Raw genomic sequence first — 23,499 nt, 5'->3', positions numbered from 1 at the left:
GCAAAGATCCAACAAGGTGAACGCAGTGCTGCTTGTGCTGCTCAGTTATGTAGCCAACCTTAGCTTGTATCTGCAGACCTCGCTTAGACGCTGTACGGTCCAGATATCCTATCTAGTTTGTCTTGCTGAACCTACTTCTATATATGAATACACACGGGACCGGGCACCATGCGGATAACTAATTGCACATCATATTTCCCAATATTTTGACCTGCGACCTGATGGTATTATCAGCACATTAGATTTAAGGGCTAACTTTATATATAAAGAGACTGCATCCCTATATTGGGTCTTTTGGAGGAACATAATTCCCATGGGAAACTTGAACCCAACAATATTATTGAAAATCTTAAATCCATTTCTTAATCCATAAATTTGAATAAATGAATAATGTCTGCTTGTTTTATAAATATTTCCATCTCATGTATAAATATCAAAATCTAATACTAAACAATCCACGATATTTTAACATTCGGTCGACAAAGTATATTCCGGAGCATGGCGTATCTTGTCAGACAAGTTTGTTTAGGTGGATTATTTGAGTCCTGGAATCATTCCGACATACTCATATCTTACAGGACTCAGGATGATTCCTAAGATTCTGATTTTTAATGCGGAGGATTCATAGGTAACAATCGCCATAAATGGCGGGGATAGAGTGTTGAAGATCAAAAAATTTATCATTGGCTGGGCTTATGAACCGCGTCTGACTCATGGGACCAGAATTGTAGAGAGTAATAAAAAATTACATCATCTCTTAAGGAATTTAAAAAGAATCGATGAGTTGTATCCGCAGAATTCCGAAATGGAATCTTTCACAATTAGGCATTTGGTTTGACGAATTAATTTTGATTGACGCACATTAAATTTAAAGTTTCCAGATTTTATTTGCATGAGCTGTCATATTAATTCTGACATTTGGTTTACCTTGCCATAAACAAATGCACATTGTCCATATTTTAATGCATAAAATAATGCTTCTTCTTTACTGATATTTTCAATAAAATAGGAGTCCTCGGACCATTTACCATCTTGGAAATTCCACGTCCAAAATGTGAAATATATCCACTGGATTTTATATCATCTAATAGACAGGCATTTCTTTGTTCATTCTCTTGTTTTGTAAGTTCAGTGGAGTTAGGATTCCAGGCAGTAATAAAAGCCCATTCCTTTAATTCCGGAAGAGCGTTTTTAAAATTCGCTTCTTTATTGATATTTAATATGGGCTCTTCTTTAAAAATTAAATTTTTATTTAGGGTGTAATTGGTATTCAAATAGGCCTGGTTTAATTTATTTATATCCATGTTATGGTGATTTTATTTGGATAAAATATTTCGTTATTGTAAGCAATTACTTTGGTAAATGGTTTCAAAATCAATGAAATTAAATTTAGAACGTTTGAATTAATATAAGGCGTGAGGAGGTTTAAATGACTAGTTTGTAAACTTTTTTCTGAGACAAGACAAGATCTTGTTGATGAACCTCTATAATCCAAATCTATTGCTCGCAATTCAGCTTTCTTATTCCAGCCAAATAACAGAGAAATTAGCCTGAGAATCTATGATAGCATTGTGTGAAGTTTCATACTTATCTTTCATATTTTGAAATTTTATTTTTTGAATAACGTTTTAGCGCTTGGCGCAGTGGCGGATTTCAGGGAGCAAAACTGTCAATATACCACAGAAGTCGATGCAAGGTAGAATGTTCAATTAACCACTGCCCCTCCATTGAGGTAAACGTTTGTTATCAACTGGTATTATTTTTCATTTATTCAAAATTTTAATAAACTCCCCAACAACCCTCATTGCAGAAGCGTTTTGTTCTGTGATGATGATGTTTTGATAAGAGTTGTCAAATGAATTTGGACGCAAGATGATGGATGTATGTTTCCAAATTATCCTCCGTCACAATTTTTTTCACTGGTGTATGTCTTGATTGTAAAGGCAGAGTTAAAATCTGGATCTTGCAAATCTCTGTTTTCAATCAATAATATTTTTCCATTTCTGCTGCCTCCAGTATAGGGTTTGAATAAACAAATAGAACCGTTTGGAATGACTCTGTTCATTGATTCACCAATAATTTTGCATGCGAAATAATTACTGTTGGAACTGTTTTCAGGACCTTCAATGAGTTTATAATTTTTATCAGATTGTATTTCGCTAAACGAGCCCAGCAGCATAGAAATCATATAATGGAATTGGATTTCGCAATTTTTCTTCAAATTCTGTGGATTGCTGTGGATAAATTGATTGAACATCATTGCTACTTAATGTTCGATTAGACTTCGACATCCAATCAAATTCTTTGTTATTTACAAATTGATCCTCATACTTGGTTGACTCTGAAATATGATCTTCTTTGTGATAATTCACAAAAATCGGACAATGCGAATTATCTGGACTGACTAAGTAGCCACCAACATTTTGTGCCACAGGGTTTTCTGGCACATTTAATATTCTGAATACATCTTTTCGCGAATACTTTTGTAAAGCACAAATCCTTTTTGCCAATTTTTTGCATCAAACAACCTGTCGAATTCGTAGATTGAAAAGTCTGTTGAGTCAAGTAGATGAAGTTTAAATTCATCTTGATTTAAGTGATGAATGAAATCGCTTGAAAGGACAAATTTTCCTTGTTCAATTCCGAGAACATCTAAATTGTATATCTCTTTAGCTGAAAGCATCTTGCCGTCTTTCTTTTCACGAATAAACTCGAAATTGAGATTTGTAATACAAGATTTTATAATGTCATCCGCAATGAGTATACTGATACTTGGCTTGAACAAAGTCCTTTAATTTTTTAACTGTGAGTTCTTCTGACTCAATAAGAAACTTCATAATGAGGCTTTCCTCAACTCGTTTTGAGTTGTTAATTTCTTTCGAAAACAGCTCAAGCAATTTTACTTGTTGCTTTGATAATGATGGTTCCAGTTTTTCGACCTTGTACATAAAATTGTAATAAGAATTAGCGTATTCCACAAATAAAAACGGATCGCGAGAACCATGTTCTATAAAGTCCATCATCATTGGTTTTCGTCCCAACTTGAATTTCAAAATGTTGTAATCCTTTTTTAAATCAGCAAACAGCTGCATATTTGCAGAATCAATGGATTGAAAGATTCTTTCCTTGGTGATTTCATCAAAATTGATAGTGGAAGCTCCAGGAATCATTCTACTTCCTTCCGTGATTAACTTCCTTAATGAGTCCTTGTTGTATGAAGTATCCCCATACAAAGCGATGGGTATGAGATAGTTGTTTTCATAGTTTCCTATGAAATCAATCACTGTCAAATAGCCTTTTCCATCAACCTTTCTCAGCCCCCTTCCTAATTGTTGTATGAAAATTATGGCTGATTCAGTTGGACGAAGCATGATGATCTGATTGATTTTCGGAATATCAATCCCTTCGTTAAAAATATCCACGGTGAATATGTAATCAATTTTCTCATTCAGGTTGTCTGTTTCCAACTTTTCAATTGCAAGGGATCTTTCTTCTTCAGAATTATCACCTGTGAGAGCTATTGCTTTAATCCCTTCTGAATTGAATAATTCCGCTAACTCTATCGCTTCATTCTTTCTGGAGCAAAAGATTAAACCTCGCGTTATACCATTATCACTTCCGTAAAATTTTGCTTTTTCAATAATTCTCTCAACGCGTTCCCTTGCCACCAAATACCTGAAGTCTGATTTAGTGTCCACAGGGTGTTATCAATCGATAAGTCAGCAACTCCGAAGTAATGAAATGAACTGAGCATTTCCTCTTCCATTGCCTTGTTCAATCGGATTTCGTAGGCGATATTATGGTCAAAAAAGGCGAAATATGTCATTACCGTCAGTACGCTCAGGTGTAGCAGTCATTCCTAACAGGAACTTGGGTTCAAAGTGCTCGATAAGTCGTAAATAGGAATCTGCACCTGAGCGATGTGTTTCATCAATTATGATGTAATCAAAGTGGTCTTTAGAGAAATTGTCTAAGTGGTTTGGTTTCGAAATAGTTTGAATGGTGGAGAAGACAAAATCACAATCTAATTCTCTTTGGTTGCCAGAATACACCCCCATTGTTTTATCAGCTCCAAAAACACTTTTAAAAGTGCTTAATGAATCTTTAGCAATTGTCAAGCGATGTACGACAAACAATATTTTTTTCGGATTAAAGGCAAGTGCGTCAAATGCCGACAAATACGTTTTACCCGTTCCTGTTGCTGAAATTATCAAAGCTTTATTTTTACCATCATACCTCAATCTTTGAAGATTCTCCAATGCTTCCATTTGCATAGAATTTGGAGTAATAGTCTGTTGTAAATCAGTCGAGTCTTCAAGTTTTGATTTTTGGGTTTGCAGAAGTTGATTCTGATAGATTTCTTCATAGGCTAAGAGAAATTCTGACGATACGGGCGTTCCTTTTTCGAAATCAGCACAAAATTCTTGAAGAACTTTTTCAACAATACCACTTTCGTCTAAAGCGGATACTTTTATATTCCATTCCTTATTTGTGCATAAGGCTTGGGCAGTCAGGTTGCTGCTACCAACAATTAGGTTGTAATGTTCTTTGTTTTTAAAAATATACCCTTTAGCATGTGCATTTCCTGTTGTAGCAATCCTTAGATCGATATTATCAAACTGAAGAAACCTTCTCAGCGCTTCTGGCTGTGTAAAATTTAAATACTGGGAAACAAGTATTTGACCTTTAATACCTCGCTTTTCGAGTTCTATAAGTTTATTAATAATCGTAGCTACACCATTCGTTGTGACAAATGCCACGGAAATAAAAAACTGATTGCAATGTTCTAAATCATGAAGAATAGTTGAAAGAATCTTCCTTGGTGGATTCTTTTGATTAATTAATAACTCTGGTTGATAATCAAGATTAGAAAGAACGGACTTATCTACATAACCTGTCTCTAAGCTCTTTTGAAACTTTCTAATAGCTTATTCATTTAATAATAGTTTATTGACTATTGGAATATCAGCTGCTGCCCAATCTAGTTTGGTTAGCTCATTAATGTGCAACCATTTTTTATCAACATGTTCATTAAGCGTGATTTCTTTCGAATCAGCTTCACATATAAAACTATGCATTGTTAATTCAAAATCTGGGTATTCATGAACTACAGTTAGAAAAAAAGACTTTATTTTTATAGAAAGATTCAACTCTTCTAGTAACTCTCGATGTAAGGCTTCTTCCCTGGTTTCACCTTCTTCAATTTTACCCCCAGGAAATTCATATTTCTCAGAAATGTAATGGAGCTTGTTTTTTGGTCTTTGAACACATAGTACTAGATTCTTCCAAAATATTACACCTGCAACGACTTCAATTTTTTTCATTAATAAATTGTTCTATGTTATACTTGTTGCTACCGTTTTGCAGCAACCCGAAGAGCAGGACTTTTACCACAATATTTACTATTAAATACCAAACCCCGCCTTTTGGATAGCTGCTATATGGGCTATGTGGCATTTAGTTTATCTATTATTTCTTGCAAATTCTCAATTAAATTATCTAAATAGGAATCAATAATATCCCAGACTATTCCGTAGTCAATTCCAAAATAATCATGTACAATTCTATTTCGAAAACCTTTGATTCTTCTCCATTCAATCTCCGGATGATTATTTTTAAAATCTGGATCTATTCTATTTGCTGCTTCTCCAATTATTTCAAAATTTCGTACTACTGCATCAATTGTTTTGTCATCAGATATAAACACTTGAAAATCGAAGCCAGTTGTATATTGCTTAATCTTTTTAGCAGATTGCAACATATCGTTCAAAAGCAATAACGTATCTCGCCTAGACATATATTAAGTCTGCATTAATGGCTGAAAAGTATTTCTCTTTAATACCATTTTTTGAAACCAAATCAACCTTTAATCCGACAATACTTTCAATCTCATCTGCTAGGTCTATAAATCGTACGCCGATTTTATCGTTGAATTCAACTAAGATATCTAAATCACTTTTGTCTTTATTCTCTTCCCTTGAATAAGACCCAAATATTGCAAGTGACTTTAATGGATAGTTGTTGAATAATTGTTGTTTATGATTTGCCAATATTGTTTTTACTTCTTGTAGAGTTTTCATATCATAAAATTACAACTTTTTTAGTTAAATACTATGTTAAATTTTACTCAAATAGGCTCATTGCCATTAACCCTAACTTGTTAATACACAAGACTTCATTGCGCATATCCGTCCAGTTTTGGCAAGATTTGCGAAACTTTTCTTCGTTTATTTTTATTTCTCGTTTTTGACATTATTTGATATTCTAAGAAAACTTTGCTTTTATTGACCCTGTTTCAATCTAGAAAAATCCCTAATCCACATTCTTCCGAATTTCAGAACCACTTAATCTAAATCTAATAATTATCTTTTAAAGAGGCTCCCAATGTTCAGGAAGTCCATTCACCCTTTTGCGACAAACGGCAGGTGAATATATTAAATATATTGCGCTTTTGTATTTTGCATATTTAAATAAATATTTTCATTATATCTATCCAAATGCTTTGTAACAGCTTACAATCTTTGGCCTGAGCTTAAGATGAATTCGAAATCTATTATTTCCGGTGACCTGGCTTTTAATGTGTTTAACTAAATGCCTTTTGAAGGCATGGGATAAGGCTCCTATTGCTCCCGTTTTAAAGTGACTTTTAAGAGCCATTCAGATAAAAAATATCTCATCTACGAAATGTTACGTATTTGCCTTACTTTTAGCCTCTAATTTCAAAAAAATACGCACATGCTTAGATCCATTTTGTACAGTTTGATTCTGTTTACTTGTTGTTCGGTAAGCCTCCATGCACAGAAAAAAGAAGAGGCCAAACCGGTGGACCCTATGAATTCAGGGGCTTTCGCTGGGTTAGCCTTCCGGTCTATCGGCCCGGCGGTCACCTCCGGTAGGATATCTGATTTTGCGGTCAACCCTAAAAATCACAGCGAGTATTATGTCGCGTCTTCCTCCGGCGGCGTGTGGAAAACAACCAACAAAGGATTGACTTTTAGTCCGATTTTTGATGGAGAGGGTTCCTATTCCATCGGCTGTGTCAGTCTGGATCCCAACAACGCCTCCACTGTATGGGTAGGCTCCGGTGAAAACAACAACCAGCGATCTGTTGCCTACGGAGATGGCGTGTACAAAAGTGAGGATGGCGGAAAATCCTGGAAGAATATGGGCCTCAAAAATTCTGAACACATCGCAGAAATTGTAGTAGACCCCTCTGATGCAAACATCGTGTACGTCGCCGCCTATGGTCCTGTCTGGAGCGAAGGAGGCGATCGGGGTGTGTACAAGTCTACCGACGGTGGCAACACCTGGACCTGTGTTAAATCGGTCAGCGCTTATACGGGCTGCAATGATCTGGTCATGGATCCAAGAAATCCAAAAATTCTCTACGCCGCCTTCCACCAGCGCATGAGAAAAGTCTTTACCTACATAGGCGGAGGGCCTGAATCGACCATCTATAAATCTACGGATGGGGGAGCGAACTGGAAAAAACTGGAAGGTGGACTTCCTTCCGGCGACGTGGGAAGAATGGGCCTTGCCATCAGTCCGGTAAATCCGGATGTCCTGTACACCGTCGTAGAAGCGAAGGATGACAAAGGTGGCATTTATCGCTCTGCGGACAAGGGTTCTAGTTGGGAGAAAAGAAATCCTTTTTTTACTTCCGGAAATTATTATCAGGAGATCGTATGTGATCCTATAGACGTCAATAAAATTTACATCACCGATACTTATTACAAAGTTTCTACCGATGGTGGAAAATCAGTTTCCAATCTTGGAGAAATCAACAAACACATAGACAACCATTGTATATGGGTAGACCCTTCCAATGGCAATCACTTGTTGGTGGGTTGCGATGGAGGCGTGTATGAGACCTACGACCACGCGCGCAGCTGGGAATTTAAATCCAATCTTCCGGTGACGCAATTTTACAAAGTATCCACAGACAATGATCTGCCCTTCTATCATGTGCATGGTGGTACCCAGGACAACCTAAGTCTCGGTGGACCGAGCAGATCTACCTCTGCCAATGGAATAACAAATGCCGACTGGTATGTGACCTCCACCGGCGATGGTTTTGAAACGCAGGTGGATCCTAAAGATCCCAACATCGTCTATGCGCAATCTCAATATGGAGGCCTTGTGCGCTTCGATCGCAAGAATGGAGAATATCTGTCCATAAAACCTGTGGAAGGCGAAGGTGAGGCTCCTTACCGCTGGAACTGGGATGCACCTTTGTTCATCAGTCAACATGCCAATACGAGATTGTATTTTGGTTCCAATAAATTATTCCGTACAGATGACCGCGGAGAATCCTGGCAGGTGATCAGTCCTGATCTGAGTCGTCAGATCGACCGGAATAAAATAGAAGTCATGGGCAAGGTTTGGTCTGTCGATGCCATCGCAAAAAATGGAAGTACGGATATTTACGGACAGTTGACCAGCATCGCGGAATCAAAACTGAATCCTGAAATGATATGGGTGGGAACAGACGATGGTCTCATCCAACTCACCACAGACGGTGGAAAAAGCTGGACAAAATTTGACAATTTGCCGGGCGTGCCTGCGCAATCTTATGTACACCAGATCATCGCGTCCCTGCACGATAAAAACACCGCTTATGTTTGTTTCAATCATCATCGTTACGGTGACTTCAAGCCTTATGTTTTAAAAACCACCGACGCAGGAAAAACATGGAAGGCCATTCAAGGCAATCTGCCTGCAAGGGGTTCTGTGTATTCCATTGCAGAAGATCATGTAGATCCTAATTTACTTTTTGTGGGCACAGAGTTCGGATGTTTTTTTTCCAACAACGGTGCTGCGACCTGGATACAATTAAAATCAGGTTTACCTACGGTTGCAGTAAGAGATATTGAATTGCAGCGACGTGAGAACGATGTGGTGTTGGGAACTTTCGGTCGTGGGTTTTACATCCTCGATGATTATTCTTGTCTGCGCAATGTCAAGAAAGAAGATTTCAACAAAGAAGCAGTCATCTATCCAATTAAAGATGGATTGATGTATGTAGAAAGATTGCCGCTGGGTCTTCGCGACAAAGGGCACATGGGATCTTCTTATTTCAGCACACCGAATCCAAAACCGGGCGTTGTCTTTACTTATTACGTTAAAGACGACATCAAGACTTTGAAAGAACTTCGCAAAGAAGCAGAAAAAGCAAAATCAGATAAAGGAGAAAAAATTTATTATCCTACGTTAGACAGTTTGCGTGCAGAAGACGAACAGCAAGATCCCTATTTATTATTCACCATTATGGATCAAAGTGGAAATGTAGTCAGACATTTAAAAACTGCTGCAAAAAAAGGATTGAAGAGAATCAGTTGGGATGGCCGAACTGCCACACCCGCACCGGTTGTAGGCCGTTATGTTCCGGCACCGGATCAACTTTTTGGAGAAGAAGAAGTGGGACACCTGGTGATGCCGGGAACTTATAAGCTCTTACTTCAGAAATACGTCGATGGTGTGTTGACACCGATCGCAGGTCCAGTCGAATTCAAATTAAATTTATTAAATCAGGGAACGCTGCCATCCAAAGACATGAAAGACAACATTGCTTTCTGTCAAAAAGTAGCAGACCTGCGCAAAGCAACCAGCGCTGCAGGCGATATTTTTAATGAAATGAATACCAGAATCGCCCATGCAAAATCTGCCATGCTCGACATGCCCGCCTCTCCAAAAAATTTATTGGAAAAGACAGCCGCTATCCAGAAAAAAATGAATGCCATCAATCTTACTTTCAATGGCGACGCAACCAGAGCAAAGCGTGAATTTGAAACAGCTACCACCGTCAATGACCGTGTAGGAATTTTGGAATATACAGTCTGGAACATCACCTCTTCCATTCCTAAAAGCTGCAAAACAAATTACGACATCGCATCGCGACAATTCAGCAAAGTACTGGAAGAAATGAAAATGGTGGACGCACAGATCAGCGAGTTGGAAAAAGAACTCGAAATGAACAAAGCGCCGTATACGCCGGGAAGATGGCCGAAGTAATGTGCTAATGTGCTAATGAGTTAATTAGCTAATGTGACTGAACGATCTCTGCTGTAAGCAGAGTATCGTGCGACAGCACGATAAGAGAAGGAACCGCGAAAGCGGCTAACGAAAGAATGAAAAAACTGACCTACTGTAAAATTGAATAAATCCCGTTGAGCCCCCCTCTCTTTTAAGAGAGGGGTTGGGGGGTGAGTTGAATGTGTCCCGCTGAGCCTTCCCAAAACTCTCCTGTCATTACATTCACCCTCTCTTTTAAGAGAGGGTCCCCAATTTATTGAGGGTTGGGGGCGTGTCCCCAATTCATTGGGGATGAGTTGAATATGTCCCGCTGAGCCTTTCCAAAACTCTTCTGTCCTTGAATTCCCCCTTCTCTTTTAAGAGAAGGGTTGGGGATGAGTTGAATGTCCCGCTGAGCCTTCCCAAGCCAACAAATCAACAACTCCACAAACCAAAAAACCACCACTCCCCAACATCTCAAAACCCTATGCTGAAAGAAGGTTTTGAGGTTTTCAAACAGGTATTTTGGTTTGTAATTTTATTGTTTAGGAAAAATTAAAAATGCTTTACCTTTACTTAGTCAATAATTGAACGATTTGCTTCGTGTTTTACATTTATTTATAGCAATCAACCTGTTGGTTTCTTCCACGGGGGTGGTTTTTTTTGAGCACCTGTGTCAGAAAAAAGGCAGGTTGGTCGGTATTTTTGGGAGGCCCGAAAGCTGTTGCAAAAAGAAATCAAGCAAAATCAAGGCATGTTTTGGAGAGACCAAAACCGGCTGCAGTCAGAAAATATCGAATATTAAACCAACAGGAGAATCTTCCATTTCTCGCAAACCTTGTTGTTCCGACAATCATAAATACTGTAAAATTTCGGTAGAGGCTCAAGTAGCCGGTAAAAAAGCACCTCCGCAAGGCAAGTTTGTTTTCGATTTGAGTGCGCCTCCGGTAGGTGAAATTTTGAGTGTTGCTTTCAATAATAATGCTCTGACCAATCCATGGTTGATCCATACTGACCCACCTCTGGTGAGGAGCATTTTGCTGATGACACAGACCTTCCGTTGTTAGGGAGGAACCAATTGTTTCCAACTTCTAAAAAGGATTGACTTATCAGAAAATGAGCGCAGTTCATTTTAACAGGTCAACTATTTTTTGGCTGTTTATTTCTAAAAAAATTTACAAATTTCAAATTGATAAAATTTAAACTATTATGAAATACATTTATACAATTTTATTTTTCTGCTTGTTTATTTCATGGGCAAATGCTCAAAGCAACATGGTGGTCGTGACTTTTATGCACAAAGCTAACAGCGAGGATTTGATACTCAACAAAACTGTTTTTCCCATTTGGAATGGTAGAAAAGTGATCTTGTCCCGCGCTGAATTTTATATTTCAGAAATTGAATTCAAAAAGGAGGATGACACTGCAATGCCTTTGCCGGATACTTATATTTTGGTGAATGCAGGTAAACCCGGGGTAGAATATAAATTGGGAGAATACCCAATGCAGGCTTCTAAAAAAATGATTCTACATATTGGCGTTCCGGCTTCTGTTAACCATTTGGATCCTGCCACTTATTTCAGTGGACATCCATTGGCATTTCAGGATCCTTCCATGCATTGGGGATGGACTTCAGGTTACAGATTCATTGCTTTGGAAGGTATGATTGACAACGACAATGACGGGATTCCTGAAACTGTTTTCGAAATTCACAGTCTCGGAGATGCGCTGTACACAAAAGCAGAAGTCGAAGGATATTTGGGTGCCAAAGATGGAAATTTGCATGTTGATATGACTTTAGATTATGCTCAGCTATTTAAGGACATTGCCATGAAAGGCAATCTGATTCAGCACGGCAGTAGCACCATGAATGCAAAGGTTTTATCCAATGCTGCACTTGCCAAATTTATTCAGCTGCCTCAATCTGTTTCAACCAAAGATGTAGTCGAAAATTCTACTCTGATCAGCTGTCTTCCAAATCCTGCACAGGATCATCTGAATGTTTTTTATACTTTGCCCGGCGAACAAACTAAGAATATGCTATTAAGCAATTCTCTTGGCGTGGCAGTAAAACAAATGGATAATTTGCCGGCAAAGGGAAATGTTTCCTTGAGTACCGAAGGGCTTGCAGAGGGTGTTTATTTTATTTCATTTTTTGAAAAGGGAAGACTGGTAGCAAGAAATAAAATTTTGATATCAAAGTAGAGATTTAATTCAATAACTGAGGGATGAGAATCCCCGTTAACGGAAGCAGAAATGCTTAGAATATCAATATTATTTTTGGTGGTTTTTGTGCTGACAAACTGTCATCAGGACAAATTTGTAGTGGGCGATGCAGGTGATTTTGTATTAAAAATTCCGGTTGGTTTTCCTGCTCCTAAAATTCCACAGGATAATATTTTAACCAAGGAAAGGATTCGGTTGGGTAAGCTGCTTTTTTACGATCCTGTTTTGTCAAAGGACAGTACCAAAAGTTGCGCCTCCTGCCACCTTGCTGCAAATTCATTCTCGGATACGGTTCCCTTCAGTTTAGGAATCGAAAACCGATTGGGAACCAGAAATTCACCAAGCCTTGCCAATGTGGTCTATCAGGATAAATTGCTCAGAGAAGGATCGGTTCCCAGTCTTGAGATGCAAATTGCGGTGCCCATACAGGAACACAACGAATTTGATTTTAACATCGTAAGAATTGCAGAGCGATTGAATAATAATCAAGTGTATGCAGCGCTATCGATGGAGACCTATGGCCGTAAGCCGGATCCGTTTGTGATCACCAGATCCATTGCAGCATTTGAGCGTACCCTCCTCAGTGGTAATTCATTGTTTGATCAATGGTATTTTCAGAAATTGCCAAAAGCTTATCGACCGGAAGTGGCGCGCGGATTTTTACTATTTCAAAGTGACCGATTAAATTGCATTCAATGTCACAACGGTTTTCTGTTTACCAATCAAAGCTACCAGAACAATGGATTGTACATCCATTATCCGGACAGCGGGCGGATGCGTTTTACTCAGCTGGAACAAGACAGAGCAATGTTTAAAGTGCCATCCTTGCGCAACGTTGGATTAACAGGACCATACATGCACGATGGTAGTTTGAAAAGTCTGGACCAGGTGATCGACCATTATGCATCCGGAGGAAAACCACATGCAAACAAAAGTTCTTTACTAAAATCATTTGTGTTAAATCCTGAGGAACGAAAAGATCTATTGGCTTTTTTAAACAGTCTGACTGATTTTAATTTTATTTCAAATCCTGAATTCAGGTAATCGTAAATCGTATTTTATGAAATTCTATTCCGTTTTAATAATAATAACTTTTGCTCTGGTCTTTTTTATGACCTGCAATCCTGAAGAAGTGGCGCAACTGGACACCACTCCTTACGAAATAAATTATGCTGGTTTTCCAAATCCAGATTTGCCTGCAGACAATCCATTGACCAAGGCAGGAGTTCAATTGGGAAGAATGCTTTTTTATGAAAAGGCAATGTCCAAAAATGGAACACAAGCCTGTGCAGATTGCCATCGTCAGTCGGATTCATTTTCCGATTCACTGAAATTCAGCATTGGTGTAGAGAAGTTACCCGGAAAAAGACAGGCTATGCCCATATTTAATCTTGCCTGGCATTACAACGGGATGTTTTGGGATGGCCGCTCTCCAACTGTTCGTGATCAGGCGCTGAAACCCATTCAGGATCCCTTGGAAATGAATGAAACTTTGCAGAATGTGGTGCAAAAATTGAGTAAAGATAAAAAGTACACCAACCAGTTCATCCGGGCATTTGGAGACGATTTGATTACTCCCGAAAGGATAGGTCTGGCTATTGAGCAATTTGAGTTTACCATGATATCCAACAATTCAAAATTTGATCGTTGGAAGCGTGGAGAAGTTCAGTTGACAGCAGAAGAGGAGAGAGGTAGAGTTTTATTTTTTTCTGAATTTAATCCCGGCAGTTCAGTGAAAGGAGCAGAGTGTTTTCATTGTCATGGCAATCATAACTTTACCAATGATGATTTTATGAACAATGGTCTTGACATCGAATCAGGAATTGCAGATGATGGTAGAAGTAAAGTAACAGGAGCATTGGCCGATAAAGGAAAGTTTAAAGTACCATCACTCAGAAATATCGCACAATCTTTTCCATACATGCATGATGGCAGGTTTAAAACTTTGGAAGAGGTCATCGACCATTACAACACTGGAGTAAAGCCATCCAACTCAGTCGATATTTTACTTCAATACAATCTTCAGCCGGGCGGGTTAAAATTAAACGCAACAGACAAGGCAGATCTGGTGGCATTTTTGAAAACCCTCACCGATGAAACCTATCTTAAAAATGAAGCTTTTAAAAAATCCTTTTTAGCAAAAGAGCAAATGAGTTAATTAGCTAATGTAACTGAACGATCTCTGCCTCGGCAGAGTATCGTGCGACAGCGGGGGAGAATTAGTTAATGAGCAAATGAGTTAATGTGATGACTGAACGATACTGAAAAAATGACCTACACTAAATTTGATCAAATCCTATTGAATTCACCCTCTCTTTTAAGAGAGGGTCCCCAATTCATTGGGGGGTGAGTTGAATGTGTCCCGCTGAGCCTTCCTAAAACTCTTTTGTCATTGAATCCCCCCTCTCTTTTAAGAGAGGGGTTGGGGGTGAGTTGAATGCGTCCCGCTGAGCCATTTTATTTTCAATCAACTTTAATTTCATTTTCATACCATCCAAAGGTTCCTCCACAGAGATAAAAGGTGTTGAGAAATCCTGATGACTTTAGTATTTCAGCAGCTGCAGCAGATCTGCCACCTCCTTTCCCACAAATAGTTACGAGGGTATTTTTGGTGGACCACTCTGTGAGGTGATTTACGAGTTCAGTCAGTGGAATATTGATGGCGGCGGGAATATGTTTTTCGGTGAATTCTTCCGGATTTCTTACATCCAGAAGGATTAAATTTTCGGGTGATTGATGGATAAGGGCTTTCAGTTCAGACAATGTCAGACATTCTTTTTTATTTTCCATTGGGCAGAAATTTAAGTTTTATCCAATCCCATATTTTTGTAGGATCGCTTGGTTTGCATTGCATTCTAAATTGAATGATGAGGGATGAAATAAAAGTGAGGAATCCGATAAATAGAATGGCGAAATTTATACTGTACCAATCCGCAAGGATGCCTGTGAGTATGGCGCCTATCGCATAACCCAGATCTCTCCAAAGTCTGAAAATTCCGATGCTTTTGGCCCGATCCTGAGGATGTGTATTTTCTGCGACGGTGGCCAGGAAAGTAGGATACACCATGGCAGTTCCCCAACCCAAAATAGCAGATAAGGTAATAAAATGACTCATGGTTTCAGCCCACACCAAAACTACCAATGCCACTGCTTGCAGAAGCATGCCAAAATAAAGCATATCTTTTTTACAAAACTTATCCGCCATTCTTCCGGTAAATAATTGACCAATACCCCATACAGCCGGATAAACGGCGGTGACGATTCCAATTTCTGCGATCGTGAATCCCTTGGTGGCAAGAAGGATTGGGAATATACCCCAGGCCATACCATCATTCAGGTTGTTGATCAATCCTGCCTGCGTGACAGAACCTAAATTTTTATTTTTCCAGGTGGTGTCCCAAAAAATATGTTGAAGCCGTGGAATGGAGTTGTTAATCGTCTCCTGAGCTACATGATGACGGGTGTCCCTAATAAAAAATATGCTTCCAAGCAAACCGAATACAACCAACACAATTCCTGTGTAAAAAGGGTAGGGCCTTATGCCATATTCACTCGCAATCCAACCGGTTAAAAAAGCTACCAATGCCACCGCAATGTATCCCGCAAATTCATTCAGGCCCATGGCAAAGCCTCTTTGCTTTTCTCCTACTAGATCAATTTTCATCACGACCGTGCTGGACCAGGCAAGACCCTGGTTGATGCCCAGTAATACGTTGGCTGCTATAATCCAGGTCCAGCTTGGAGCAAACATTAAGATAAAAGGGATGGGTAGTCCAATAATCCATCCGGCCACCAATAATTTTTTTCTTCCAAACCTGTTCGCTAAGGTGCCGGTGTAATAATTGGTAATCGCCTTTACAATTCCAAAGACGATGATAAAAGAAAGGATGGCTGTTTTGGCCGCAATGTGGAATTCTATTTCTGCAATACGAGGCAATATGCTTCGCTCCATACCCACCATTCCCCCAACAAAGGCATTGATGAGTACCAGTAAAGAAAATTGTTTCCAGTTTTCTTTTAAACCTAATTGAATCGATTGGTTCGCCATTATTTTTATCTGTAACTCCTGTGGTCTTATTGTTTGTGACAATTGATCCAGGTTTTACAAATGCAAAGTTCAGGAGGACTCAAACCAAATCCTTTTACATATGATAAGTAATTAGAGAAGAGAGAAATTTAACAAGACAATAAGATTGCATAGTTGTAGCCTCGGAGAATGGATGTTCTTTAAAATAACTGTTGCCTTTTTCGCAATCGATTACTTATGACCTCTGATGCGACTAAGGCTCACCTGAGTGATGCCGAGGTAAGTGGCTATGTGTTTAAGGGGTACGCGTTTCAGAAGGTCAGGAGCCTCTTCCAGGAGTGCTTTGTAGCGTTCTTCAGCTGTGTGAAACTGTATTCCCTCCATTCGGTTCACGGTATCCACATAACCGGCTTCAAAAATTTTTCTGAACAGCCGTTCTATTCCCGGGTAATCATCATAAAGCCCAAACAACTTCGCTGCATCAATGGCTATTATTTCAGAATCCTCAAGGACCTGTATGGCTTTGCGGCTGGGATGACCGGTAAACAGGCTCTCTACCCGCGCGATGATGTTGTTCTCAAACGAAAAACTTTCTGTAATGTCTGTACCATCTTTATAATAATAAATGCGGGCCATTCCTTTATGAATGAAATAAATCGTTTTGCAGGTGTGGCCAATGGACTGCAGTTCTTTGTTTTTTGTCAAATGCACTATCCCACATATGCCGGCAATTACTTTTTTTTCCTCCGGCGTAAGTCGGTGGTACTTTTCAAAATATCGGAACATTGAATCAAGTTGGCTGATATCCTCCATCTTTTTACGAATTCATAAATGGTTTTGAAAGCTCCATTGCGCTAATATAGTTAGGAACCCATACTGCTTGTTTAAAACAGAAGATAAATACATCAGACTCGAGGTAAGTCAGCATATTTTAATATGAATTATTAGGACGAAATTTTCTTATTCACGCAGTTCGGAAAAATCTCAGAGCCCATATAGTATTTTGTCATAATTTCGTGTTCCCCGGAAGTGATCAACCATAACCCTAAACAAAATGAAGAGTGACAAAATAATTCTATCGATCGATGTGCTGCTGGACGAAAGATACAATGGCGAAAAATCATACGAGGGAGCCAGTTCCGTCAGGACGATTTATGAATCAGAGGTCGATGAGTTTTTGGACTATGCAGATCGGGAATTCGACTGTCAGGCGGCCATAGAAATTTTAAAAGCCATTGTACTTCTACACGATGACATTGATCACCGTCAGGTCAAAGAATGGATCATAGATAATTTTACACTGCACAAAAAATTATTTACATTCCCAATAGAATATCTGGAGGATGGTGAAGAAAGTGTAAATCCCTGGTTAAGAAAATCCAATATTTACATTGAAGGCAATTGCGTAGTGAACATCATCCTTTTTGTGTCCTTATACAATCTCTTGTATTTTGGCCAATACCACTTACCCATCCAGTACCGCGCAAAAGAGGAGGTCGACGGTTATTATGAGGAGGCCCAGGATTCTGACGAAACTACTGTATTTGAAGAGCTAAAAGTTTTGCTGGGAATTTCTTGAATTCAGGAATCAGTTAAATATTATTTTCTTGCTCAGCAATCTGTTTCCCAAATCCGCCTGGAAGATGTACAACCCTGTTCCTAAATCTGATTTCCTGCATTTAAAACTTTCATCTGGTGTTTGATTCCCTTTCATCCGCAATCGACCGTAGGCATCATACAGATTCCATTGATAGGATTGATTATATGTTGGAATTGAAAACTCGATAAAATCATTCGATGGATTCGGGATGGCGAGAATTTCGTTTGACGGTGTTGCCGGATTTTCAGTATGGACTGCTACACTGCGTTTAAAAAATTCCCAAAAAATTTTAGGCGCACTCAAGGGATAGTTGGCCCCATTCGGATACTCGTGAGTCATATCTTTAATCAGGGAAAAAATATAGGGTTTCGATATTTCACCGGGTAGGTTATTCAAAAATTGATAAGTATGAATACTGTCCCTTTCATTTTTAATGAATTCATTTTTTAATCCCTGGCAAACCAGGGCTCTGTTTATAAATGGGTTTAAATAAGTAAGAATGGAGTCTCCACCGTATGGAAGTTCTGTAAACGGAGGTACAATAAAACGGTCATCCAGGGTTCCTACCATAAACCAAACAGGTATCCTGTTGATCGGTCTTGCAGAATCTCCTACCATCAAAGGTGCGCTGGTGCCTGCAACGGCTGCGAATACTTCTCCCGCATCAATGGCAAGCTTGTGTATCATCGAACAACCATTCGAAAAGCCTGAACAAAAGACCATTTTTTCATTTACCGGAAAGGTGTCTGCAATTTTCTTTGCAAGCACTTTTAAGAATTTTACATCGTCCGCATAATTTTGTGGTGGCCCTGAACATGGATAGTCTGTTACATTGCCATTGACCCATCTGGTATTGTTTTTTTCTACCCCGTCTTCTACAAAGCACCAACTTAAGGAGGATGGGAAGACGGTAATGAAATTTTCATCTTCACCTAATTCTTTCCATCCTGAAATATTATAAAATTTTAAACCATCGCCACTGGTTCCATGCAGCATAAACACTACTGGATATCCTCCTGCAGGTGGCGGCGTGCTGGGTTGAACAATTATACTTTCGCGCATTCGGCCATCCACTACAAATTGTACATCGAACCGTCTCTGGCTGTTCAACTGAAGAATTGCAACAAATAAAACTGCGATGGTAATAATTCCTTTCATAATAAATATTTATTTGAACAAATATAGCCTTTTGCCTGAACTTAGTCAATTACCTTAAAGAATTATTTCAAAAAATACGCAAGTTTCAAACCAACGAGTTATTGTTTTAAGTGAGTAAGATCCTTTCTTTGATTTCTAATGATATGGGGTAACCTTGCTGATTTTATTTTGAAATGAATTGCATCAATTAAAAATAATTTTGCGAACTATTTTTTGTTTCCGGGATGCCAATTGAAGAATGAATATGCCACTTCCGATGGAGGATATATGGATGACCACCAGCTCATTGGGCTGAATTAATTTTTTAAAGACAAGCTGTCCGGTCATGTTGTATAAATTTAGCATTTGAGCATCCCCTGCAGGGTCTTCTGAATATAAAATGTTGATTGATTCAGAAGAAGGGTTTGGATAAATGGTGACCATTGATGGTCGTTCGTTATTTTCTGTAGAATTAATCAGGGACACTGTTTTAAAAAATTCCCAAAACAATTCAGCTTCAATGGGTGGATTTGGCAATTGATTCAGGTAGTTGCTTCCATTAAAATATAAGTGTTCCAATCCGTAAAAGATGCTCCATCTGAAGAAGGTCTTTGATTCACCTGGAAGGGGATCGGTGAAATTATAATGAATGGAATAGGCGTTTGAGTCTTTGGAAAATTCCAACTCAAACCCATAGAGGTAAGGTGGTTGCTCAGATTATTGGAATTCACAACTAAGGCTGTATCGTTAAATGGACAAGGTCTTCCAGTTCTATCTATAAAACTGTGATCATGAGTTCCTCGTATTGCCCAGGTAGGTACTTTTTGGTTTCATAGGCTTGGTATCTCTTTCATCCAGATTTCCACTGCCACAACCTGCCGCAGCAAATACGCCCGGCATTTCAATAGTTAATTTGGGAACCATGGTTCCTCCGCTGGAAAATCCGGTCGCATATATTTTTTTGATTTATAGGTACAATGCTTGATATCGTATCTATCATTTTATAAAAAAAAGGAATATCATCTCTTAAGGTATCACCCGGGCAAAGCACAGAATAGGTATTGCCGTGACTCCATTTTGTTTGAACGCCCTCTGTAGTGCAATAGATCAATGCTGTGGGAAAAACTACTATAAATTTTTCTCTCTCAGCTACTTCCTTCCATCCTGATATATTGTAAAATTGTGGGCCGCTTTGATTACTTCCATGCAACATGAAAACCAGCGGATACCCTCCTGAAGGTGGGTTTCCGGATGGTTTGAAGATTACAAATTCACGCAATTCTCGATTTACCAGCATGGATGCATCGATCCACTGTTGGGCATAAAAATTTGTAAGGACCAAGCCATAGCAGCGATGCAATACCTAATTTTAAATGTAGATTCATATCTTTCAGATTTAGTATGATCAATCAAATCAGTCGAACCTTCCTGACGATTCAAAATAGATTTTAAGTGAAGAATTAATTGTTTGGTGCAGAAAATATTTATTGAAAAATTATTTTTTGACTGATGACTTTGTCTCCCAGCCTGACTTGGAAAATGTACATTCCTGTTCCTAAATCTGATTTCTTGCATTGAACACGCTCACCTGATATTTGATTCCCGTTCATCCGCAATCGACCGTATGCATCAAATAGACTCCATTGATAGGATTTATCATTTGCTGGAATAGAAAGCTCAATTATATCATTCGATGGATTAGGAATGGCAAGAATTTCGTTTGAAATGTTCCTGGGATGTTCTGTGTTTACGGTTACTGAGTTCTTAAAAAATTCCCAAAACAATTTCGCAGCTTCCAACCTAAAATTCATTCCATTTGGATATACATGGAACATATCTTTAACCAATGTAAATCGATACAATTGTCCGGTATCTCCGGAAATATTTTCTTTAAAATCATAGGTATGCGTGATGGCTGTTTCAAATTTTGTGAAATTTTGAGTTACACCTTGACAATCAATCATCCTTTGAAGGGGTCTGTTGAAATATACTAAAACCGAGTCATCTCCGAATGGAATTTCCGTGAAGGGAGGCCTTATTGATTTGTCATCTCTTGTTCCCATCATGGCCCATACGGGAATGCGATGGATTGGTCTTGCAGAATCACCAACTGGTAAAAAAGAGCCGGATCCCGCGCAAGCAGCAAAAACATCTCCGGCTTCAATAGCTAGTTTGTGAATCATTCCACTTCCATTTGAAAAACCAGATGCAAAAATCATTGCAGAATTGACTGGAAATGTGTCTGCGATTTTTTTGGCTAACAGTTTTAGAAAATGGACATCACTGATGTAGTTCTGTGGTGTTCCCGAACATGGAACATCTGTTACTTGTCCGTTAACCCATCGTAAACCATGGGTTTCTACACCATCATCCATATAACACCATCTTAAGGAGTTAGGAAAAACGGTGATAAAATTTTCTTGTTCGCCTAATTCTTTCCAACCGGAGTTATCATAAAATAATTCGCCATCCTGGCTCGTTCCGTGCAACATAAAGACAATTGGATATCCGCCTATCGGTGGACTTGTGCTTGGCTTAACAACGATGCATTCCCTAAGACGGCCTTCAGAAATTAGGTTTATATCATAACGTGTTTGAGCGAAAAGACTTGTCATACAAGTCAAATAAACAACACAGCTGAGATTAAATTTCATAAGATTTAGATTCATTAGTTAAAAATAATTTTTCGACTTAAAGCGCTGTTGCCAAGGTCTACGCGAAACAAGTATAAGCCTGTGCCTAAATCGGATTTTTTTAATTAGTACTAACTCACCCTTCGCTTGATTCCCTTTTAAACGCAAGTTACCTTGCGTGTCATAAAGATTCCAATGATAATTTCCATGATGTTCCGGAATGGAAATTTCTATTAGATCATTTGAAGGATTTGGAAGGGCAAGAATTTCATTTGAAGATGTCACCACTTGTTTAGTACTGACGGCTACTGATCGTTTAAAAAATTCCCAAAAAAGTCTTGGGGCACTCAGTGGATAGTTGTCTCCATTGGGATATTGGTGAGTCATATCTTTTAGCAAAGTAAAAATATAGGGTTTGGAAATTTCACCGGGCAGGTTGTTTAGAAATTGATAGGTGTGTGAACTGTCCTTTTCAGTTTTAATGAATTCGTTACGCAGCCCCTGGCATACCAAAGCCCTGTTCAGAGGGTATTTCAAGTAAGCGAGAATAGAATCACCGCCGAATGGAAGTTCAGTGAAGGGAGGCACAATGAAACGATCATCCAAGGATCCTAACATAAACCATACAGGAATTCTGTTTACTGGCCAACTGGAATCTCCGGCAGCTAGCGGTGAACTCGTTCCAGCAACTGCCGCAAATACATCACCGGCATCTATGGCCAATTTATGTATCATCGAACAGCCATTTGAAAATCCAGAACTGAATATCATTTTTTCATTTACCGGAAAGGTGTCTGCAATCCTTTTCGCAAGCACTTTTAAGAATTTTACATCATCTACATAATCTTGTGGAGGACCAGAACATGGAAAATCAGTAACATTACCATTAACCCATCGGGTATTGTGTTCTTCGATTCCATCATCTGTAAAACACCAGCGTAAAGAGGATGGAAACACCGTAATAAAATTTTCTTCCTCACCTAATTCCTTCCATCCAGAAATGTTGTAAAATTTCAAACCATCGCCACTGGTCCCATGCAGCATAAACACCACGGGATATCCACCCGCTGGTGGTGGGGTGCTGGGTAATACAATAATGCTCTCTCGCACTCTGCCATCCAACATAAATTGTACATCAAATCGCCTCTGGCTATTTAACTGGAGAATGGCAAAGAATAAAATTCCGATTGTAATAATTCCTTTCATATTTAATAATTTGTTGAACAAATTTATAGCCATGCCGGATCATCTCATTCACCCAAAAGGGTGATTTCAATCATTTAAATTAAATTCACCCTTAAGGGTTATTGCTTTCCACGCGTCAAATCCTATCTTTGAATTTATAATAATGTAACTTTGAATTAATCTTGCAGTACTCTTACTATTTTGCTTTTTAATATCTCTTTCCTTAGAGGGCAAGAGCATTTCACTCCTTTAGGTCGTGATCAGCTGGTTGCTGATTTATCTGAATTGATTGAAAATAAGCCCGATAATGCCCTGGCAGTAATTGAACAATGGATGTTGAGTTATCAGCACCATAAATTGGTAACTCATGAGGACTTGTGCAAAGTATATAAAGCACAGGCCTTAATTGAATTGGACAGTACTGAAAAGGCCATCCAATTGCTGAACTCACTTCTCAACAAATCGGATCCATATACGGAAGCATTGGCTTTGAAAATATTAGCCGGAATTGATTTTAAAAATGGTCGTTTTTTAGTTCCACAACAAAGATCAGGTCTGCTTTGGAACTGGCAAAATCAAATCACGAGGAAGAATTGATGGCTGAATTACAGGAAAGATTTGGCCTTGTTTTTGACAAAATCAGTAAACCAGATAAGGCTATTCATTTTTACCGCCGTTCA

The 23,499-nt window shown here is 38.8% G+C and carries 20 protein-coding genes and 1 pseudogene; 8 read left to right on the top strand and 13 right to left on the bottom strand.

All coding sequences use genetic code 11. From position 1 onward, the window contains the following. Positions 1 to 178, top strand: a 178-nt coding sequence (locus tag IPJ53_00105) for a hypothetical protein (protein ID MBK7797496.1), incomplete at its 5' end; no start/stop codon positions are given. Between the two features lie 781 nt (positions 179 to 959). Here the strand turns inward: IPJ53_00105 and IPJ53_00100 are convergent. From IPJ53_00100 to IPJ53_00080, 5 genes and pseudogenes are all read right to left on the bottom strand, one after another. Further along, a complete protein-coding gene (locus tag IPJ53_00100; GenBank protein MBK7797495.1) occupies positions 960 to 1,304 on the bottom strand; it encodes a DUF3293 domain-containing protein in 345 nt (114 codons plus the stop codon). Positions 1,305 to 1,763: 459 nt separating this feature from the next. Beyond that, positions 1,764 to 4,925, bottom strand: a pseudogene (locus tag IPJ53_00095) (DUF3427 domain-containing protein). Between the two features lie 3 nt (positions 4,926 to 4,928). Then, positions 4,929 to 5,324 carry a (deoxy)nucleoside triphosphate pyrophosphohydrolase gene (locus IPJ53_00090; GenBank protein MBK7797494.1) on the bottom strand — a complete coding sequence of 132 codons (396 nt, stop codon included), beginning with the start codon at positions 5,322 to 5,324 and terminating at the stop codon, positions 4,929 to 4,931. Between the two features lie 122 nt (positions 5,325 to 5,446). Beyond that, entirely contained in the window at positions 5,447 to 5,797 is a 351-nt protein-coding gene (locus IPJ53_00085) for a DUF86 domain-containing protein (protein ID MBK7797493.1), read from the bottom strand. Further along, the gene (locus IPJ53_00080) at positions 5,790 to 6,080 is read right to left on the bottom strand and encodes a nucleotidyltransferase family protein (GenBank protein MBK7797492.1); all 291 of its coding nucleotides are present in this window, start codon (positions 6,078 to 6,080) and stop codon (positions 5,790 to 5,792) included. The genes IPJ53_00085 and IPJ53_00080 overlap by 8 nt, the downstream gene beginning before the upstream one ends. 655 nt (positions 6,081 to 6,735) lie before the next feature. Here IPJ53_00080 and IPJ53_00075 point away from each other — a divergent pair. The 5 genes from IPJ53_00075 (at position 6,736) to IPJ53_00055 (ending at position 14,395) form a co-directional block, all read left to right on the top strand. Beyond that, positions 6,736 to 10,011: a glycosyl hydrolase gene (locus IPJ53_00075; protein MBK7797491.1), complete on the top strand. Its 3,276-nt coding sequence runs from the start codon at positions 6,736 to 6,738 to the stop codon at positions 10,009 to 10,011. 596 nt (positions 10,012 to 10,607) lie between these two features. Then, entirely contained in the window at positions 10,608 to 11,078 is a 471-nt protein-coding gene (locus IPJ53_00070) for a hypothetical protein (GenBank protein MBK7797490.1), read from the top strand. A 142-nt stretch (positions 11,079 to 11,220) separates the two neighbouring features. Next, the gene (locus IPJ53_00065; protein ID MBK7797489.1) at positions 11,221 to 12,216 is read left to right on the top strand and encodes a hypothetical protein; all 996 of its coding nucleotides are present in this window, start codon (positions 11,221 to 11,223) and stop codon (positions 12,214 to 12,216) included. 51 nt (positions 12,217 to 12,267) lie between these two features. Continuing rightward, complete coding sequence (locus tag IPJ53_00060) at positions 12,268 to 13,281, top strand: cytochrome-c peroxidase (GenBank protein MBK7797488.1); 1,014 nt, start codon at positions 12,268 to 12,270, stop codon at positions 13,279 to 13,281. Between the two features lie 16 nt (positions 13,282 to 13,297). Further along, positions 13,298 to 14,395 carry a cytochrome-c peroxidase gene (locus tag IPJ53_00055; GenBank protein MBK7797487.1) on the top strand — a complete coding sequence of 366 codons (1,098 nt, stop codon included), beginning with the start codon at positions 13,298 to 13,300 and terminating at the stop codon, positions 14,393 to 14,395. Between the two features lie 305 nt (positions 14,396 to 14,700). Here the strand turns inward: IPJ53_00055 and IPJ53_00050 are convergent, their stop codons facing one another. The 3 genes from IPJ53_00050 to IPJ53_00040 form a co-directional block, all read right to left on the bottom strand. Beyond that, entirely contained in the window at positions 14,701 to 15,027 is a 327-nt protein-coding gene (locus IPJ53_00050; protein MBK7797486.1) for a rhodanese-like domain-containing protein, read from the bottom strand. Further along, positions 15,017 to 16,285 carry an MFS transporter gene (locus IPJ53_00045; GenBank protein ID MBK7797485.1) on the bottom strand — a complete coding sequence of 423 codons (1,269 nt, stop codon included), beginning with the start codon at positions 16,283 to 16,285 and terminating at the stop codon, positions 15,017 to 15,019. Before IPJ53_00045 ends, IPJ53_00050 begins: the two co-directional genes overlap by 11 nt. A 210-nt stretch (positions 16,286 to 16,495) precedes the next feature. After that, positions 16,496 to 17,077, bottom strand: a complete 582-nt coding sequence (locus tag IPJ53_00040) for a Crp/Fnr family transcriptional regulator (GenBank protein ID MBK7797484.1) — start codon at positions 17,075 to 17,077, stop codon at positions 16,496 to 16,498. A 241-nt stretch (positions 17,078 to 17,318) separates the two neighbouring features. On the opposite strand from IPJ53_00040, the gene IPJ53_00035 reads away from it, so the two are divergent. Further along, on the top strand, positions 17,319 to 17,843 hold the full coding sequence (locus IPJ53_00035; protein MBK7797483.1) for a hypothetical protein: 525 nt from the start codon (positions 17,319 to 17,321) through the stop codon (positions 17,841 to 17,843). A gap of 9 nt (positions 17,844 to 17,852) precedes the next feature. On the opposite strand, the gene IPJ53_00030 is transcribed toward IPJ53_00035, so the two are convergent. The 5 genes from IPJ53_00030 to IPJ53_00010 form a co-directional block, all read right to left on the bottom strand. After that, on the bottom strand, positions 17,853 to 19,022 hold the full coding sequence (locus tag IPJ53_00030) for a T9SS type A sorting domain-containing protein (GenBank protein MBK7797482.1): 1,170 nt from the start codon (positions 19,020 to 19,022) through the stop codon (positions 17,853 to 17,855). Between the two features lie 183 nt (positions 19,023 to 19,205). Beyond that, positions 19,206 to 19,685, bottom strand: a complete 480-nt coding sequence (locus tag IPJ53_00025; GenBank protein MBK7797481.1) for a T9SS type A sorting domain-containing protein — start codon at positions 19,683 to 19,685, stop codon at positions 19,206 to 19,208. Between the two features lie 217 nt (positions 19,686 to 19,902). Next, positions 19,903 to 20,361, bottom strand: coding sequence for a hypothetical protein (locus tag IPJ53_00020; protein MBK7797480.1), 459 nt, complete (start codon positions 20,359 to 20,361; stop codon positions 19,903 to 19,905). 124 nt (positions 20,362 to 20,485) lie between these two features. After that, positions 20,486 to 21,655 carry a T9SS type A sorting domain-containing protein gene (locus tag IPJ53_00015; GenBank protein MBK7797479.1) on the bottom strand — a complete coding sequence of 390 codons (1,170 nt, stop codon included), beginning with the start codon at positions 21,653 to 21,655 and terminating at the stop codon, positions 20,486 to 20,488. Positions 21,656 to 21,673: 18 nt separating this feature from the next. Then, positions 21,674 to 22,840 carry a hypothetical protein gene (locus tag IPJ53_00010; protein ID MBK7797478.1) on the bottom strand — a complete coding sequence of 389 codons (1,167 nt, stop codon included), beginning with the start codon at positions 22,838 to 22,840 and terminating at the stop codon, positions 21,674 to 21,676. A gap of 180 nt (positions 22,841 to 23,020) precedes the next feature. Here IPJ53_00010 and IPJ53_00005 point away from each other — a divergent pair, with 180 nt between their 5' ends. Then, entirely contained in the window at positions 23,021 to 23,416 is a 396-nt protein-coding gene (locus IPJ53_00005) for a hypothetical protein (protein ID MBK7797477.1), read from the top strand. Positions 23,417 to 23,499 lie beyond the last annotated feature (83 nt).

It is taken from the genome of Candidatus Vicinibacter affinis, from assembly GCA_016714365.1.
GTDB lineage: Bacteria > Bacteroidota > Bacteroidia > Chitinophagales > Saprospiraceae > Vicinibacter > Vicinibacter affinis.
This window is presented reverse-complemented; position numbering and strand designations above follow the sequence as displayed.

Excerpts from the sequence above, each read along its gene's own strand:
- IPJ53_00100 (MBK7797495.1), bottom strand. The coding sequence starts at position 1,304 with ATGGATATAAATAAATTAAACCAGGCCTATTTGAATACCAATTACACC.
- IPJ53_00090 (MBK7797494.1), bottom strand. The coding sequence starts at position 5,324 with ATGAAAAAAATTGAAGTCGTTGCAGGTGTAATATTTTGGAAGAATCTA.
- IPJ53_00085 (MBK7797493.1), bottom strand. The coding sequence starts at position 5,797 with ATGTCTAGGCGAGATACGTTATTGCTTTTGAACGATATGTTGCAATCT.
- IPJ53_00080 (MBK7797492.1), bottom strand. The coding sequence starts at position 6,080 with ATGAAAACTCTACAAGAAGTAAAAACAATATTGGCAAATCATAAACAA.
- IPJ53_00075 (MBK7797491.1), top strand. The coding sequence starts at position 6,736 with ATGCTTAGATCCATTTTGTACAGTTTGATTCTGTTTACTTGTTGTTCG.
- IPJ53_00065 (MBK7797489.1), top strand. The coding sequence starts at position 11,221 with ATGAAATACATTTATACAATTTTATTTTTCTGCTTGTTTATTTCATGG.
- IPJ53_00060 (MBK7797488.1), top strand. The coding sequence starts at position 12,268 with ATGCTTAGAATATCAATATTATTTTTGGTGGTTTTTGTGCTGACAAAC.
- IPJ53_00055 (MBK7797487.1), top strand. The coding sequence starts at position 13,298 with ATGAAATTCTATTCCGTTTTAATAATAATAACTTTTGCTCTGGTCTTT.
- IPJ53_00050 (MBK7797486.1), bottom strand. The coding sequence starts at position 15,027 with ATGGAAAATAAAAAAGAATGTCTGACATTGTCTGAACTGAAAGCCCTT.
- IPJ53_00045 (MBK7797485.1), bottom strand. The coding sequence starts at position 16,285 with ATGGCGAACCAATCGATTCAATTAGGTTTAAAAGAAAACTGGAAACAA.
- IPJ53_00040 (MBK7797484.1), bottom strand. The coding sequence starts at position 17,077 with ATGGAGGATATCAGCCAACTTGATTCAATGTTCCGATATTTTGAAAAG.
- IPJ53_00035 (MBK7797483.1), top strand. The coding sequence starts at position 17,319 with ATGAAGAGTGACAAAATAATTCTATCGATCGATGTGCTGCTGGACGAA.
- IPJ53_00030 (MBK7797482.1), bottom strand. The coding sequence starts at position 19,022 with ATGAAAGGAATTATTACCATCGCAGTTTTATTTGTTGCAATTCTTCAG.
- IPJ53_00015 (MBK7797479.1), bottom strand. The coding sequence starts at position 21,655 with ATGAAATTTAATCTCAGCTGTGTTGTTTATTTGACTTGTATGACAAGT.
- IPJ53_00010 (MBK7797478.1), bottom strand. The coding sequence starts at position 22,840 with ATGAAAGGAATTATTACAATCGGAATTTTATTCTTTGCCATTCTCCAG.